This is a genomic window from Oceanicoccus sagamiensis (assembly GCF_002117105.1).
GTDB classification, from domain to species: Bacteria; Pseudomonadota; Gammaproteobacteria; order Pseudomonadales; family Dasaniaceae; genus Oceanicoccus; species Oceanicoccus sagamiensis.
Genome location: NZ_CP019343.1, coordinates 3,897,726 through 3,912,318 on the forward strand (window position 1 = coordinate 3,897,726; position 14,593 = coordinate 3,912,318).

Here is a 14,593-nt window from a genome sequence, read left to right on the forward strand (position 1 = left end):
ATAATTAATTTGGCTGATACCATACATCAGCTTATAATCGCCGCCTTCTATGTGAGAACCGTTTTAACTGGAGTTAACCATGTATCAATTTAGTGAGAAGTCCCAAGCGCTGCAGGCCAAGCTGACTGCCTTTATGGATGAGCATATCTATCCCAATGAAATCGCTTACGCCGAGCAGCTACATGCGGCAGAAAACCGCTTTGCGCCACTACCGATTATGGATGAGTTAAAGCAAAAGGCCAAAGCAGCTGGCCTGTGGAACTTATTTGTGCCTGAGAAATACGCCCAGTACTGTGACCATGGCGGCTTAAGTAACTTTGACTATGCCCCTCTGGCTGAAATTATGGGCCGCGTTGTCTGGAGCCCGGAAGTGTTTAACTGTAATGCCCCTGATACCGGTAATATGGAAGTATTTATGAAGTACGCCACCCCTGAGCAGCAGGAACAGTGGCTAACCCCTCTATTAAAAGGTGAGATCAAATCTTCCTACGCGATGACCGAGCCACAGGTAGCTTCCAGTGATGCCACTAATATCGAACTTAGCATTAAACAGGAAGGTGATGAATGGGTATTAAATGGTCGCAAATGGTTTATTACCGGCGCCATGTATGAACTGACCAAGATTTTTATTGTGATGGGTAAATCCGACCCTGAGAATGAAAACCGTCATAAGCAACAAACTCAGGTGCTAGTGCCTAAAGATACCGCCGGTATTTCTATTATCCGCCCTCTTACTACTCTGGGCTATGACGATGCACCTATTGGTCATGCTGAAATTGTGTTTGATAATGTACGCGTCCCTGTAGCCAATGTGTTATTGGGCGAAGGCCGCGGCTTTGAAATTGCCCAGGGTCGTTTAGGGCCAGGCCGTATGCACCACTGCATGCGTTTAATTGGCAGCGCACAACGCTCCCTGGAATTTGCCTGTAAGCGCGCCAATAATCGAGTGACCTTTGGTCGTCCATTAAGCAAGCATCAGTCAGTACGGGAAGATATTTCCAAGAGTTTTTCCGAAATTGAAATGGCGCGCTTATTGGTACTAAAAACCTGTAGCCTGATGGATCAAAATGGCGCTCAGGCTTCCAAAGATATGATTGCCGCTTCTAAAACTTCAGTACCACTCATGGTACAGAATATTATCGACCGCTGTATGCAAATGCATGGTGCCGGTGGCTTAACCGAAGATTACCCAATGGCTGAAGCCTTTAACTATGCCCGCTGGTGTCGACAGGCTGACGGCCCTGATCAGGTGCACCAAATGGCGCTGGGTAAGCAAATTATTGATCGCTACGCAGGCGAATAAAACAACGAAGCCGGATTGGAAACAATCCGGCTTTTTTTATGGACGGTATTTAAGCCTCAGACCTTCAAGGAAATTACGTAAAATTTGATCTTTGCATTCCCGGTAATGCTTGTGGCCTTTTTTCCGAAATAAGGCACTCAGCTCATGATCACTGATACTTAAACCGGCTGACTGCAATACCGTTTGAATATCATCACTTTTAAAGTCCATCGCAATTTTGAGCTTTCTTAACACAATATTATTATCAAGTTGTTTTTCAGCGACAGGTAAGGGCCCATCTTTTTTGCCCCGACGAAAAACGATAAAGCCATTAAGAAAGGTTGCCATCTTTTGATCAGAACAACTTTTAAACCATGGGTCGTCATCTTTCTTTAGCCATGCAGTAATGTCAGCGGCATCCACCTCTGCTTCTACCAGTTTAAAGATGGCGACAATTTTAGTATCGGCCAAATCAAAGGTGTAGCGTAGTCGCCTGAGTATATCGTTATTGGTCATTTGGCTGGCTCTCTTCTTGCTGCTTCTGCTGTTGTTCCAATGCTGCACGCTCGGCCTTGGAGATATAGCGAGCTTTGTTTTTGGGATTGTTTTTTGTATTGGCCTTTTTGGCTTTCTGGGTCAGGATTTTGTTAATCCTTTTCTTTCGGTTCATTGGCGCTATTACCTCAATAGTATCTAGCCACCCAAAGGGGGCCGACTATCCCTCATTAATTGATCCAGTTTCCGTTGCGCTTGCTGACGATGTTTGAGGTCTTTGACTTCTATCATTTCACAATCGTCCTTGATCATATCATCTATCGTTACCGGATAATGGCGGCAGTCTTCTGGCCTATCTTCATAAATGGAACAGCCATAACGGGGCATATCATCTAATTGCACCAGCCAGGGACAGCGCTTAAGTTGTTGTCCGGTTTCAGGAGAAAACCACAGCTGGCCGGCCTGAACATAACGGGCAATCTCGGGGTTAAATACTTCCCAGCCCGCTATATCGTCACTGGAGGCGGTCAAACCGCCATCGCTATAATTTATACAGCATTTACCACATTGATTGCAGGCTTTCACAGGGCGCTACTTTTTACGAATAACATCAAAGCCATCGCCGGTTACTCGCTTTACTTTTTTGGCGCCGCTGGTCTTTTTATGGGTTTTAGGCTGATTGGCTTTAGGTTTTTTGCTATCTAATTTTTTCTTTTTTGATCCGGCAGATTTACCGGATTTCTTAAGCTTTTTGGGGCCGGTATATTTGGCCTTTAAATCTTTAATAACCCGGCGCTCAAAACGAATCTTTAAATAGCGCTCAATACTGGACATTTGATTCCATTCGTCGGCGTTAACCAAGCTGATCGCCTTACCGTCATTCCCTGCCCTGCCCGTGCGACCCACTCGATGCACATGATCATCACCGGAATGGGCAACGGCAAAATTAATGACTAAATCCACATTATTAATATCCAGACCACGGGCTGCTAAATCCGTAGCGACCAGTATTTCTAAGCCGCCCTGTCGAAAGCTGTTCATAATCTGCTTGCGGTCATTCTGGGCGATATCGCCATGCAGAAAATTCACTTTGCGCTTTTTATATTTAAGATAGTGACTTAGTTGCTCACACTGCACCCGCTTATTGCAGAAGATAAAGACTTTTTTAGCCGCTTCTTCACTAATAATCGCGTCAACTAATTTCTCTTTATGCTTGATATCATCGGCCAATACCATCTGCTGGATAATATGGCTATGCTGCTGGCGGTGAGAGTCTATTTCTATGGATAGCGGATCGGAAAAAGTGGCTATCACTCTATCCATACCTTTTGAGTCCAGCGTCGCTGAAAATAACAGGTTCTGGCGCTCGGGGTTGCTGTATTCTGAAATGGTATGCATATCAATGGCAAACCCCATGTCCAGCATACGGTCCGCTTCATCCAGTACCAGTACTTCAAGATCTCTAAAATCAGGGTTGCCCTTTTCTATATGGTCAACCAGACGGCCAGGGGTAGCAATTAACACCTCAGGGTTTTTCCGTAGTGTAGCTACCTGATGTTTATAGGCTTCACCGCCTATAATCAAGCCACACTTTAAATAGGTAAAGGCTGCCAATTGCTCAAAATGCTTTTTGGTTTGCAGGGCCAGTTCGCGGGTGGGCAACAGAATCAATGCCCGGGTACCGCTATTAGGCCGGTCCTGCTCGAGTAAGCGGTGCAGTATGGGCAGTAGAAAGGCGGCGGTTTTACCACTACCGGTTTGTGCCGATACTAATAAATCCTTACCAGAGATAGCTGCGGGAATAGCTGCTGCCTGCACCTTGGTGGCTTCCGTAAAGCCCAGCTTATCCAGTGCTTTAAATAGCTGTTTATGCAGTGGTAAGTCGGTAAGTAATGACAATTCAAATGTCCAGTCGGGTTATAGCGGCGATTTTGGCAGTATTTTAACAGAGTTGACGCTGGCTGACGGATTATTATTAACCTTTTAGCCAGACACTATTTTGGGTATCCAGATATAACTGCTCTACCTTCTCCCTGGCCCAAGGGGTTTTTCTGAGAAATTTCAGGCTGGATTTAATCGAAGGGTCATTATTAAAACAGCGAATATCAATTTTGCTACCCAATCCATCCCAGCCATAATGCTCTACCAAGTGGGTCAAAATGGCTTCAAGCGTAAGACCATGAAGGGGGTTGTTGGGCTGCTCTTTACTCATAAATGACTAAACCTTTACTGTGACGCTGCTTCGCATGCTGTTAAGATGGCGCTATTCAATGCCCGCCCACTTTAAACCATCACGGCAAACCCATGAAAGTATTAATCCGTAATTTAAGTCGCAGCACCACTGAAGCCACCATCCTTGAATTGTTTCAAGCCTACGGAGCTGTACAGTCCTGTAGTTTAGTGATGGACCAAAAAACCGGCGGCTCAAAAGGCTTTGGCTTTGTGGAGATGCCCAACCCCGGTGAGGCAAAAGCCGCGATTAAACGCTTAAACGCCATGGACCTTGAAGGGAGTGTTATCCGGGTTAAAAAGGCAGAGAATAAAGAATAATATCAAACAGTTACATGTACCATTTAATGTGATTTGTAGTCATCGGCATATAGGTTTTTTGAGCAATTCCAGCCAGAGATAATAAGAAATTACTCGCTAAACCCGATCCTTACTATTCATCACACCCCAAGTTGTCTTATAGTGAGGCGCTTATTGACCTGGATATCGCTGTTTCATTGAACTTAATACTGTATTTTAGCTCTTTAGCTAAAGCCTGTTGAGATAATAATTTATGACCGCTATGCACCCTGTTCGTTTTCTAGCTGTACTGACCACCTTACTGACCACCCTACTGCTGACTTCGGCAGTTAATGCCAAGGTAGAGCCTTCAGCAGGCGATGCCACCAAGATCTCCGACATCTCCTATAGCAAAGAGCAGTCCAAAACAGCCCTGGATATCATCAATAAACTGGGTAAACGCCACTATATTACCCAAACCCTCAATGACAATATGTCATCACGTATCTATGACAACTATCTGCGCCGACTGGATGGTAATAAGAGTCTGTTTTTAAAAGCTGACCTGGAAGAGTTTGAGCAGTATCGCTATAGCATTGATGACACTATGAACAAAGGTGATCTGAGCCCCGGCTATACTATCTTTAACCGCTATCAGCAGCGTTTGATTGAGCGCCTGACTGTCACTATCGACAATCTACCTGCCATGGTTGGCGCAATGAATTACGAGCGGGATGAATCCCTTGAGATTGACCGCAAAGAGATGCCCTGGCCTGCCAATCAAGCAGAAGCTGACGAACTATGGCGCAAAATTATTAAAAGCCGCGTTATCAGCTTACGCGCAGCCAAAAAAGAAGAGTCAGAGATTGCCCCACTATTACAAAAGCGCTACCAAAACCAGTTAAACCGGGTACAGCAATCCACCTCTGAAGATGCCTTTCAAATTTATATGAACTCGATGGCGGCACTGTATGACCCGCATACAAATTATTTATCTCCTACGACGTCCGAAAACTTCAATATAAATATGAGCCTATCGCTTGAGGGTATTGGCGCGGTACTGCAAACGGAAGATGAATTTACCAAAGTGGTTCGTCTGGTCCATGCCGGCCCCGCCGATAAGCAAGGGCAATTACAACCTTCGGACCGTATTGTCGGTGTGGCCCAGGGTGATGGTGAAATTGAGGATGTGATTGGCCTGCGATTAGATGAGGTGGTTAAATTGATCCGCGGCAAAAAAGGCAGCACAGTGCGCCTTGAGGTTATACCGGTTAGTGCCAAGACCGATGACGAACATGCCATGATCGAAATCGTTAGAGATACGGTTAAGCTGGAAGAACAAAGCGCCCAGAAAAAAGTCTTAGATATTTATCATAACGATAAGCTCTCCAAGATCGGCATTATCGATATTCCAGCCTTTTATATTGACTTTGAAGCCATGCGCAAAGGCGACCCCAAATATAAAAGTACCACCCGTGATGTTAGTAAACTGCTATCCGAGCTGATTGAAGAAGGCGTCGACGGCATCATTATCGACCTGCGGGAAAATGGTGGTGGCTCATTACAGGAAGCCAATCAACTAACCGGCCTGTTTATTGAGCAAGGCCCCACAGTCCAGATCAGACATTCTAATAAACAGGTTTATCGTGACGGCAAGCGCTCTAGCAGCCGCTACTATCAAGGCCCGCTAGTGGTATTAATTAATCGACTAAGCGCCTCGGCCTCCGAAATTTTTGCGGGGGCCATTCAGGATTACCAGCGTGGTATTGTTGTTGGCACTCAATCCTTCGGTAAAGGAACTGTGCAATCTTTAACCCCGCTTAAACAGGGCCAATTAAAGATTACGGAATCCAAGTTTTACCGTATTTCCGGTGAAAGCACCCAGCACCGAGGTGTTATTCCCGATATCGAATTTCCTGCTATTTATGATAAAGAGAAAGTCGGTGAAAGCTCACTGGATAACGCTTTGGCCTGGGACCGTATAGACCCTATCCGCCACCGCCGTTACTTTAATTTGCCAGCGATTATGCCCGAGCTAAAGGCCAAGCATGAAGAACGCCTAAAGACTGACCCTGACTTTATCTTCCTTAATGCGCAGTTAGCGTTACTGGAAGAATCCAGGTCCATTAGCAGTATTAGCCTGAATGAAAAAACACGCCTGGCTGAACAAGAAGAAGATAAGGCCAAGGCACTGCTTATCGAAAATCAACGCAGAACCGCTAAAGGGCTTGAGCCGCTAGCTTCACTGGATGAAGAAGATCAGGACGTGGAGAAAGCTGCTGATGAAGAGAGTGACAAAGCCGATAAAGAAGAAGAGGATGAAGATGAAATCGATCCTCTGCTGACAGAGGCTGGACATATTCTAATGGATGCTCTGCCGGTTTATGGCGTAAAGAAAGTAGCAACCAATCCCTAAAGCATTAGCCTTTTCTAGACACTAAAACTAATCGTAGAGCGGCGTCTTTCTGGGCCGCTTCTACGGTCCATAACTTGTTTGCTGCCACGCCGACCACGACGATCTCGATTTAAACGACGATCAATATCACGGGTTTCACGCTTGTCCGCCGCGCTGGAAGGAACAATTCTGCGCTGACTGCTCGCTTTTCTGGGTGCCGTAGCACTGGGCGCGGTATATGTTGTTGGAAAATTAACCATTAATAGCCTCCTATATCCAAAATATCGACGGAGGCATAAAAAACTTTAGACCTGGAGCCGCGTTATCCGCGGTAATAAGTCACTTTCCACTAACTATCCATCGGTATTGAGGGTGTAGCTAATACACTCTGGTTAATTAATGCTCAAACCATGCCAACTTTTCTCTTAGATTGACAACTTCGCCGACAATCAACAACGTTGGCGCCCTAACCTGCTCTTTTACCGCCTTTTCGGGCATATCTTGCAGATTACTTACCAGTACGCGCTGCTGTTCGGTAGTACCTTGCTGTATCAAAGCAATAGGAGTTTGTGTATCGCGGCCATGCTCAATCAGCTTTTGACAAATTATTGGCAACCCCACCAAGCCCATATAAAACACTAAGGTTTGTTTTGTATGTACCAGCTCATCCCAAGGTAAATTGGCGGTACCATCCTTTAAATGGCCGGTAATAAAGCGTACCGACTGCGCATAGTCACGGTGGGTTAAGGGAATGCCGCTATAGGTTGAGCAACCAGACGCCGCTGTAATACCGGGCACGACTTGAAAAGGAATATTGTGTGAGGCGAGCTCTTCGATTTCTTCTCCCCCGCGACCAAAGATAAAAGGATCACCGCCTTTTAAGCGCAGCACACGCTTGCCCTGCTTGGCCAGTGTCACCAGCATTTGGTTAATATCATCCTGGGGCACAGCATGATCAGAGCGCTGTTTGCCGACGTAAATTTTTTCCGCGTCACGGCGGGTTAGTTCCATAATTTGGTCCGCAACCAAGCGGTCATAAAGCACCACATCAGCTTTTTGCATCAGCCGCAGCGCTTTAAAAGTCAACAGGTCTGGATCACCGGGACCAGAGCCCACCAAATACACTTCACCCTTGATCATTTCAACCGGCTCTTCATCGAGCCGCTGGGCTAACATTTCTTTCGCAGTAGACTCTTTACCGGCAAAGACCATTTCTGCAATGGGCCCATCCAGCACGTCTTCCCAAAAATTTTTGCGCTCATCAACGGTTGTATAACTCAGTTTAACCTTGTCGCGAAAACCGCCAACCAGATTGGCTAGCCGACCATAAGCCGCGGGAATCAGACTTTCGATTTTGGAGCGTAGCATTCTTGCCAGCACTGGCGACTTGCCGCCACTGGAAACGGCAATAACCAAGGGAGAGCGATCAATGATTGCCGGGAGAATAACACTGCATAACTCTGGACTATCAACAACATTGACCGGCACCTGACGCTGATGAGCATCCTCAGAGACCTGTTGATTTAGAGTAGCATCATCGGTAGCGGCAATAATTAAAAACCGGCCTTCAATATCGGCAGCCGAATAATCACCAATACGAACACGGCCACCGGATGATTCTGCCAATTGTTGTAACTCCGGCAAGACCTCGTGGGCGACTATATAAATAATAGCGCCGGACTTATGCAGTAGCGTCGCTTTGCGTAGTGCCACAGCGCCACCGCCAATAATGACACAGGGTTTTTCTTGTAGTTGAAAATATAGTGGTAAAAAATCCATAATACGGTCTGCCGTTATAGTTGAGCAGCACCGCCCATATAGGGACGCAGGACCTCAGGAATGCCTACGCCACCGTCTGCGGTTTGATAATTTTCCAATACTGCAACCAGAGTACGGCCTACGGCAAGGCCAGAGCCATTAATGGTATTTAATAATTCAGGCTTACCCGTTGCCGGGTTGCGCCAGCGAGCCAGCATGCGCCGAGCCTGATAGTCGCCAAAGTTTGAACAGGAGGAAATTTCGCGGTATTTCTGCTGGCCGGGCAACCAAACCTCAAGATCATAAGTGCGTTGCGCAGAAAAACCTAAATCACCGCCACAGAGAATAACTTTGCGATAAGGAAGATTTAGCTTTTGCAAAATGGCTTCTGCATTTTCGGTTAATGATTCTAGTTCGGCAGTCGCCTGCTCTGGCTTAACCATTTTAACCAATTCCACTTTTTCAAACTGGTGCTGACGAATCATGCCGCGGGTATCTCGGCCATAGCTGCCCGCTTCACTTCTAAAGCAAGGAGTATGACAGACAAAGCGCAGACCATCCCCCAGCTCTTTTTCTTCAAAGATTGTATCTCTGGCAATATTAGTGACAGGAACTTCAGCAGTAGGAATCAAATAGTAGTTTTGTTCGCCTTCGATTTTAAACAGGTCTTCTTCAAATTTTGGTAATTGACCGGTGCCGCGTAGCGAATCGGCATTTACCATAAAGGGGACATAGACTTCACTGTAGCCATGCTCGTTGATATGGGTATCGAGCATAAACTGGGTTAAGGCGCGGTGCAGTCTTGCCATACTGCCCTGCATAACAGCAAAGCGAGAGCCGGTAATTTTACTGGCCAAATCGAAATCAAGGCCACCTACAGCCTCACCCACATCGACATGGTCTTTCACTTCAAAATCAAATTGGCGTGGCTCACCCCAGGTCAGTACTTCAACATTGGCCTCTTCATCGTTGCCCTCCGGGACTTCATCGTCGGGAATATTGGGGATGCTCATCATCAACGCTTCCAGCGCAGCAGCAGCTTGTGAGGCTTTTTGTTTTAAGGCATTAAGCTGCTCTTCTATTTTTGCCAGGGTTTCATTCACCGTTTGCTTGGCTTCATCAACAGGAATTCCCTGCTTAACCAGTTCGCCAATCTTTTTGGAGGCCTGCTTGCGCTCCGCCAATAAACTTTGGCTCTCTGCGTCGGCCTGCTTGCGCTGCTCATCCAGCGCTTTAAAAGCTGCCACATCAAAATCAAATTTTTTCTTTTTGAGTTTTTCAGCCACTAGTTCGGCATTTTGACGAATAAACTTTATATCTAACATCTTACTTAAACCTTAAATAACTATTTTAAATAGAATAATTTCTTACAGTAACCGCGTGAGGTAAATAGCCAGCCAGGCGGCAATAATACAAATCATTAAACTGCTCACAATATAAATCAGCGCATGGCCAAACTGACCATTTTCCAACAATGTAATTGTCTCCAGCGAGAATGTAGAAAACGTCGTAAACGCACCGAGAAAACCAATAATAGCGACATTGCGCCAATCCGCATGCAAGGCCATTCGCTCGGCAATCAGTACATACATAATACCAATAGCAAAAGAGCCAATCACATTAACACTCAGTGTACCCAGTGGGAACGAGCCCCATTGGGTTTTGCTATGGGCAAAGCCGTTGATCCAGTTAACCAGACCGTAGCGACATAGCGCACCAGCAGCTCCGCCAGCGGCAATCATTAGTAGATGCGTCATAGTGTTTAATTACACGTTTTTGTTAATAGCGGCGTATTTTACTATTTTTATCCAACTCACGCAGATAATTCATCTTTTCAGCGATTTTGCGCTCCAGGCCCCGATCAACCGGCTGGTAATACTCGGTATCTTTCAGTGCTTCCGGGAAGTAATTTTCTCCCGCCGCATAGGCTTCAGGCTCATCGTGGGCATAACGATACTCGCCGCCATAACCCAAATCTTTCATCATGGTAGTCGGTGCATTGCGTAAATGCACCGGTACATCATAGCTGGGCTGCTCACGAACCTCGGCCATAGCCTGGTTAAAGGCCTTATAGACCGCATTGCTCTTGGGGGCACTGGCCATATAGATCACCGCCTGAGCAATGGCCAGCTCACCCTCCGGGCTACCGAGCCGCTCCTGCACATTCCAGGCATTCAGCGCTATCTCAAGTGCTCTGGGGTCAGCATTGCCGATATCTTCACTGGCCATGCGCACCACCCTGCGGGCAATATACAGTGCATCACAGCCACCATCCAGCATACGGCAAAACCAGTATAAGGCACCATCCGGTGAACTACCTCTAACGGATTTATGCAGGGCAGAAATTTGCTCATAAAACAGGTCACCGCCTTTATCAAAACGGCGCACAAAACCATCAAGCACCTCTGCCACGGTGGCGGCATCGATATGCTTTACCCCGTCTTGCTCTGGTGCTAATTCCAGCGAGAGCTCCAATAGATTTAATGCCCGTCGCGCATCTCCGTCGGCAGCCATAGAGAGCTGGTCCAACTGCTCCTGCTCCAATTTAACAGGCAGTGACGGATCTGCTTTACTGGCGTTTATGATGATATGGGCAATATCGTCTTCATCCAGAGAGCGCAGTTTGTAGACACGGGTCCGTGAAAGCAGGGCATTATTTAACTCAAAGGACGGGTTTTCAGTGGTTGCACCAATAAAGATCACCGTGCCATCTTCGACAAAGGGCAGAAACGCATCCTGCTGCGCTTTATTAAAGCGATGCACTTCATCTATAAATAACAGGGTCTGTTTGCCACCGGCTTGATGGTGCTTGGCCTCTTCCACGGCCGCCCGAATATCTTTAACACCCGCAAGCACCGCGGAGAGTGTAATAAAGTGAGCGTCACAGATTTCAGACACCAGTTTGGCTAGTGAGGTTTTACCCACTCCGGGTGGGCCCCATAACACCATGGAGTGCAACTGGCTATTTTCCAGGGCTTCACGCAAGGGCTTGCCCTGCCCCAAAATATGCTGCTGACCGATATAGTCATCGAGCTTACGCGGCCGCATTTTGGCCGCAAGGGGTTGGTAAACCGCTTGTTCTTCAAACAAGTTACGGTTCATCGCGAATAATATCGATACCGTCTGGCGGCGCAAATTTAAACAAGCTATCTGCAACGGTGATATTTAATTGAAGCTGGGAAAACTCAATCGTCGTCAGCTGCTCAAAGCTATCTTTTAATTGCATGCTTTGCAGTTGCTTGTTGTTAAAGCTGATAACCAGTTGTTTAAATAAGCTGTCGGGCTGATTAGGCGTTAGGCTAAAGCTTAAGCTATTGTCAGCGGCACGAGTGACGTTGACCTGATATTGCTTGCTAATTTCATCCACTTCACCACTTAACAATAAGGCCGGTGCTTTATCTAAATCCGCAGTAAAGGCTTGCTGGGTAATTTGCTCAAGATCGATATCATAAAGCCATAGCTCTTTACCGTCGGTCACCACTAAATGCTCATAGGGTTGTTCCGTGCGCCAATAAAAACGCCGGGGACGCTTTACTGTTAAGGTCCCAGAGGCTTCTTGTAATACGGTCCCGGTATTATCGGTAATGGTTTGTTTAAACTGGGCGCTTAAACTATTCATAGCTTGTAGCTGGGCGCTTAATTGTTGCACCGCTGTTTCACTAAGCGCAGTCAGGGAAAATCCACTCAATAGCAGCAATAAAAAATAACGTAGGGATAAATACAAAATAACGAGTCTCTAAAAGTTTATTCTGACGGTGGCGGCGGAGCCAACACTTCGCGGCTACCGTTATGACCCATTTCAGTCACAACACCTGCCGCTTCCATGGCTTCAATTAATCGCGCTGCACGGTTATAGCCGATACGGAGTTTACGCTGTACGGATGAAATAGAAGCACGACGGGATTGAGTGACATAGTGAACCGCCTCATCGTATAACGCATCGCTCTCATCATCACCATCGCCACCACCACTACCGCCTTCTGCGGTAAAACCGGGAATAGCAGGACCATTAGCACCTTCATCCAATAAGCCTTCAATATAAGCAGGCTCACCCCGTCGCTTCCAGTCAGCCACTACACGGTGCACTTCATCATCAGACACAAACGCACCGTGAACACGCACAGGTAAGCTGGTACCGGGGGGTAGATATAACATATCACCATGCCCTAATAATTGTTCAGCACCACCCTGGTCGAGTATGGTTCTTGAATCTACCCGTGACGATACCTGAAAGGCAATACGCGATGGCACATTGGCCTTAATCAAACCGGTAATAACATCGACCGATGGGCGCTGTGTTGCCAGTATTAAATGGATACCAGCAGCACGGGCTTTTTGCGCAATCCGGGCAATTAACTCTTCCACTTTTTTACCGACCACCATCATCATATCGGCAAATTCATCAATAACCACAACAATCGATGGCAGAGTTTCAAGCGGTGGTGCAACCTGTGGGTCAGCTTCTGGATCAAATACTTCTTCTGGCACCCACAGCGGGTCAACTATTGGATTATCACTACCGGCTGCATCTTCCACTTTGCGATTAAAGCCAGCAAGGTTTCTGACACCCAGGGCGGCCATAAGTTTATAGCGCCGCTCCATTTCAGCCACACACCAACGCAAACCATTGGCCGCGTCTTTCATATCAGTGATAACCGGCGTTAACAGATGAGGAATACCATCGTAAACCGATAGCTCCAGCATTTTGGGGTCAACCAAAATCAAGCGCACTTCAGCAGGTGTCGACTTATATAAAAAGCTTAACAACATCGCATTAACACCCACCGACTTACCAGAACCCGTGGTACCCGCCACCAATAGGTGTGGCATTTTTCCCAGATCAGCAACGATGGGCTCACCAGAAATATCATGGCCGAGCGCTATGCTTAAAGGCGACTTGGAGTTTTCATACACCTGTGATGACAGTACATCACGGTAATTAACCACGGCTCGATCTTCGTTGGGAATTTCAATACCCACTACAGACTTGCCGGGAATGACTTCCACGACACGCACACTAATTACCGCTAATGAACGGGCAATATCTTTTGCCAGGTTCGTGATTTTACTGACTTTAACACCGGTGCCTGGCTGGATTTCAAACCGGGTCACTACAGGGCCGGGCAACACTTCGGTGACCTCTGCCACTACACCAAAGTCTTTTAGTTTATGTTCCAGCAATCTGGATAAGGCTTCTAAGGCATCAGGGGAAAAACCTTTCTTATGAGAGTCGTCCGCTGGGTCCAGTAAATCCAGAGGGGGTAAGGAACCCACCACCGGGGCATTAAATAACGGCCGCTGTTTCTCTCGCTCAGCCCGCTCGCTCTTTTCCGGCTTTTTCGGCATAAGCTGAATTTTGGGTGCCTTGCGGGTTTTCTCTTTCTCAACCTGCTTGGCGATAACCACCTTGCGCTCCTGCTGCACTTTTTGTTGGGCACGTTTTTCTTTCTGCTGTTGCCAGCGCTTAATCAGGCCGCCGCGCAATAAGGCAAACAATTGTATGGTTCGAGCGCCCGTGGCATCCATTAATTTTAACCAGGACAGGTCGGTAAAAATCGTCATACCAAATAGCAGCAGTGCTAATAAAATCAAACGACCGCCCAGCAAGCTAAAGGCACCAATACTGGAAGAACCCACGGACTGGCCCAGCGCTCCACCGGCACCAAAGGGCATACCGGATGCACCGGTATCGCCTATCATTGCCAGAGACGTAGTCGCGATCATTACCAGAGAAAGTCCAATAACACGGACGGCAAATGAAGCCCAATCAAAAGGCTGAGGCTGGTAGCGCTCGCGGAACAGTATCCAGGCGCGGTAGCCAATCATAAGTGGGAATAAATAGGCCATATAGCCAAACAGGGAAAGAAAGATATCCGCCAGCCAGGCGCCTGTGGGACCACCTGCATTGGCAACGGCTGCGCCGCTACCGGTTCGAGACCAGCCAGGGTCTGCGGCATCGTAACTCAGCAAGGCCATCATCAAGTAGAGGAACACGGCAACAAAGCCAATTAAGGCCCCTTCCCGTAAGCGAGGCACAAACTTTTCCACCACCGGATGGCTATTTGTTTTATCTACAGAGGCCTGTTTATTCAAGACCGTCACTATCCCCTTGATCAATTAGGACCCTTATCAGTAAATAATAATCACCGGCGGGT

15 protein-coding genes are annotated in these 14,593 nt (G+C 47.1%); 3 read left to right on the forward strand and 12 right to left on the reverse strand.

The genetic code is table 11. The features are described from left to right. The first annotated feature begins 79 nt into the window (after positions 1–79). On the forward strand, positions 80–1,303 hold the full coding sequence (locus tag BST96_RS17620) for an acyl-CoA dehydrogenase family protein (protein ID WP_085759962.1): 1,224 nt from the start codon (positions 80–82) through the stop codon (positions 1,301–1,303). Between the two features lie 36 nt (positions 1,304–1,339). Here the strand turns inward: BST96_RS17620 and BST96_RS17625 are convergent, their stop codons facing one another. The 5 genes from BST96_RS17625 to BST96_RS17645 form a co-directional block, all read right to left on the reverse strand. After that, on the reverse strand, positions 1,340–1,798 hold the full coding sequence (locus BST96_RS17625; protein ID WP_085759963.1) for a YehS family protein: 459 nt from the start codon (positions 1,796–1,798) through the stop codon (positions 1,340–1,342). After that, a complete protein-coding gene (locus BST96_RS17630; RefSeq protein ID WP_085759964.1) occupies positions 1,788–1,952 on the reverse strand; it encodes a DUF2986 domain-containing protein in 165 nt (54 codons plus the stop codon). The genes BST96_RS17625 and BST96_RS17630 overlap by 11 nt, the downstream gene beginning before the upstream one ends. 23 nt (positions 1,953–1,975) lie before the next feature. Continuing rightward, positions 1,976–2,362 (reverse strand): YkgJ family cysteine cluster protein, encoded by a 387-nt coding sequence (locus BST96_RS17635; RefSeq protein ID WP_085759965.1) that lies wholly within the window; start codon positions 2,360–2,362, stop codon positions 1,976–1,978. 6 nt (positions 2,363–2,368) lie between these two features. Continuing rightward, positions 2,369–3,676: a DEAD/DEAH box helicase gene (locus BST96_RS17640; protein WP_085759966.1), complete on the reverse strand. Its 1,308-nt coding sequence runs from the start codon at positions 3,674–3,676 to the stop codon at positions 2,369–2,371. Between the two features lie 76 nt (positions 3,677–3,752). Continuing rightward, positions 3,753–3,989, reverse strand: a complete 237-nt coding sequence (locus BST96_RS17645; protein ID WP_085759967.1) for a VF530 family protein — start codon at positions 3,987–3,989, stop codon at positions 3,753–3,755. A gap of 92 nt (positions 3,990–4,081) precedes the next feature. On the opposite strand from BST96_RS17645, the gene BST96_RS17650 reads away from it, so the two are divergent. Both BST96_RS17650 and BST96_RS17655 read left to right on the forward strand, forming a co-directional pair. Further along, positions 4,082–4,327 carry an RNA recognition motif domain-containing protein gene (locus BST96_RS17650; protein WP_085759968.1) on the forward strand — a complete coding sequence of 82 codons (246 nt, stop codon included), beginning with the start codon at positions 4,082–4,084 and terminating at the stop codon, positions 4,325–4,327. Positions 4,328–4,559: 232 nt separating this feature from the next. Beyond that, complete coding sequence (locus BST96_RS17655) at positions 4,560–6,701, forward strand: carboxy terminal-processing peptidase (protein ID WP_240554836.1); 2,142 nt, start codon at positions 4,560–4,562, stop codon at positions 6,699–6,701. Positions 6,702–6,715: 14 nt separating this feature from the next. Here the strand turns inward: BST96_RS17655 and BST96_RS17660 are convergent, their stop codons facing one another. The 7 genes from BST96_RS17660 to BST96_RS17690 form a co-directional block, all read right to left on the reverse strand. Then, complete coding sequence (locus BST96_RS17660) at positions 6,716–6,940, reverse strand: hypothetical protein (RefSeq protein ID WP_085759969.1); 225 nt, start codon at positions 6,938–6,940, stop codon at positions 6,716–6,718. A gap of 136 nt (positions 6,941–7,076) precedes the next feature. Then, entirely contained in the window at positions 7,077–8,459 is a 1,383-nt protein-coding gene (gene cysG / locus BST96_RS17665) for a siroheme synthase CysG (RefSeq protein ID WP_085759970.1), read from the reverse strand. 14 nt (positions 8,460–8,473) lie between these two features. Beyond that, positions 8,474–9,763, reverse strand: coding sequence for a serine--tRNA ligase (gene serS, locus BST96_RS17670; RefSeq protein WP_085759971.1), 1,290 nt, complete (start codon positions 9,761–9,763; stop codon positions 8,474–8,476). A 42-nt stretch (positions 9,764–9,805) separates the two neighbouring features. Continuing rightward, complete coding sequence (gene crcB, locus BST96_RS17675; protein ID WP_085759972.1) at positions 9,806–10,195, reverse strand: fluoride efflux transporter CrcB; 390 nt, start codon at positions 10,193–10,195, stop codon at positions 9,806–9,808. A gap of 22 nt (positions 10,196–10,217) precedes the next feature. Beyond that, positions 10,218–11,540 carry a replication-associated recombination protein A gene (locus BST96_RS17680; protein ID WP_085759973.1) on the reverse strand — a complete coding sequence of 441 codons (1,323 nt, stop codon included), beginning with the start codon at positions 11,538–11,540 and terminating at the stop codon, positions 10,218–10,220. Beyond that, positions 11,530–12,162 carry an outer membrane lipoprotein periplasmic chaperone LolA gene (gene lolA, locus BST96_RS17685; RefSeq protein WP_240554837.1) on the reverse strand — a complete coding sequence of 211 codons (633 nt, stop codon included), beginning with the start codon at positions 12,160–12,162 and terminating at the stop codon, positions 11,530–11,532. Before lolA ends, BST96_RS17680 begins: the two co-directional genes overlap by 11 nt. Before the next feature lie 20 nt (positions 12,163–12,182). Next, positions 12,183–14,486 (reverse strand): DNA translocase FtsK, encoded by a 2,304-nt coding sequence (locus BST96_RS17690; protein ID WP_085760585.1) that lies wholly within the window; start codon positions 14,484–14,486, stop codon positions 12,183–12,185. Between the last annotated feature and the right edge of the window lie 107 nt (positions 14,487–14,593).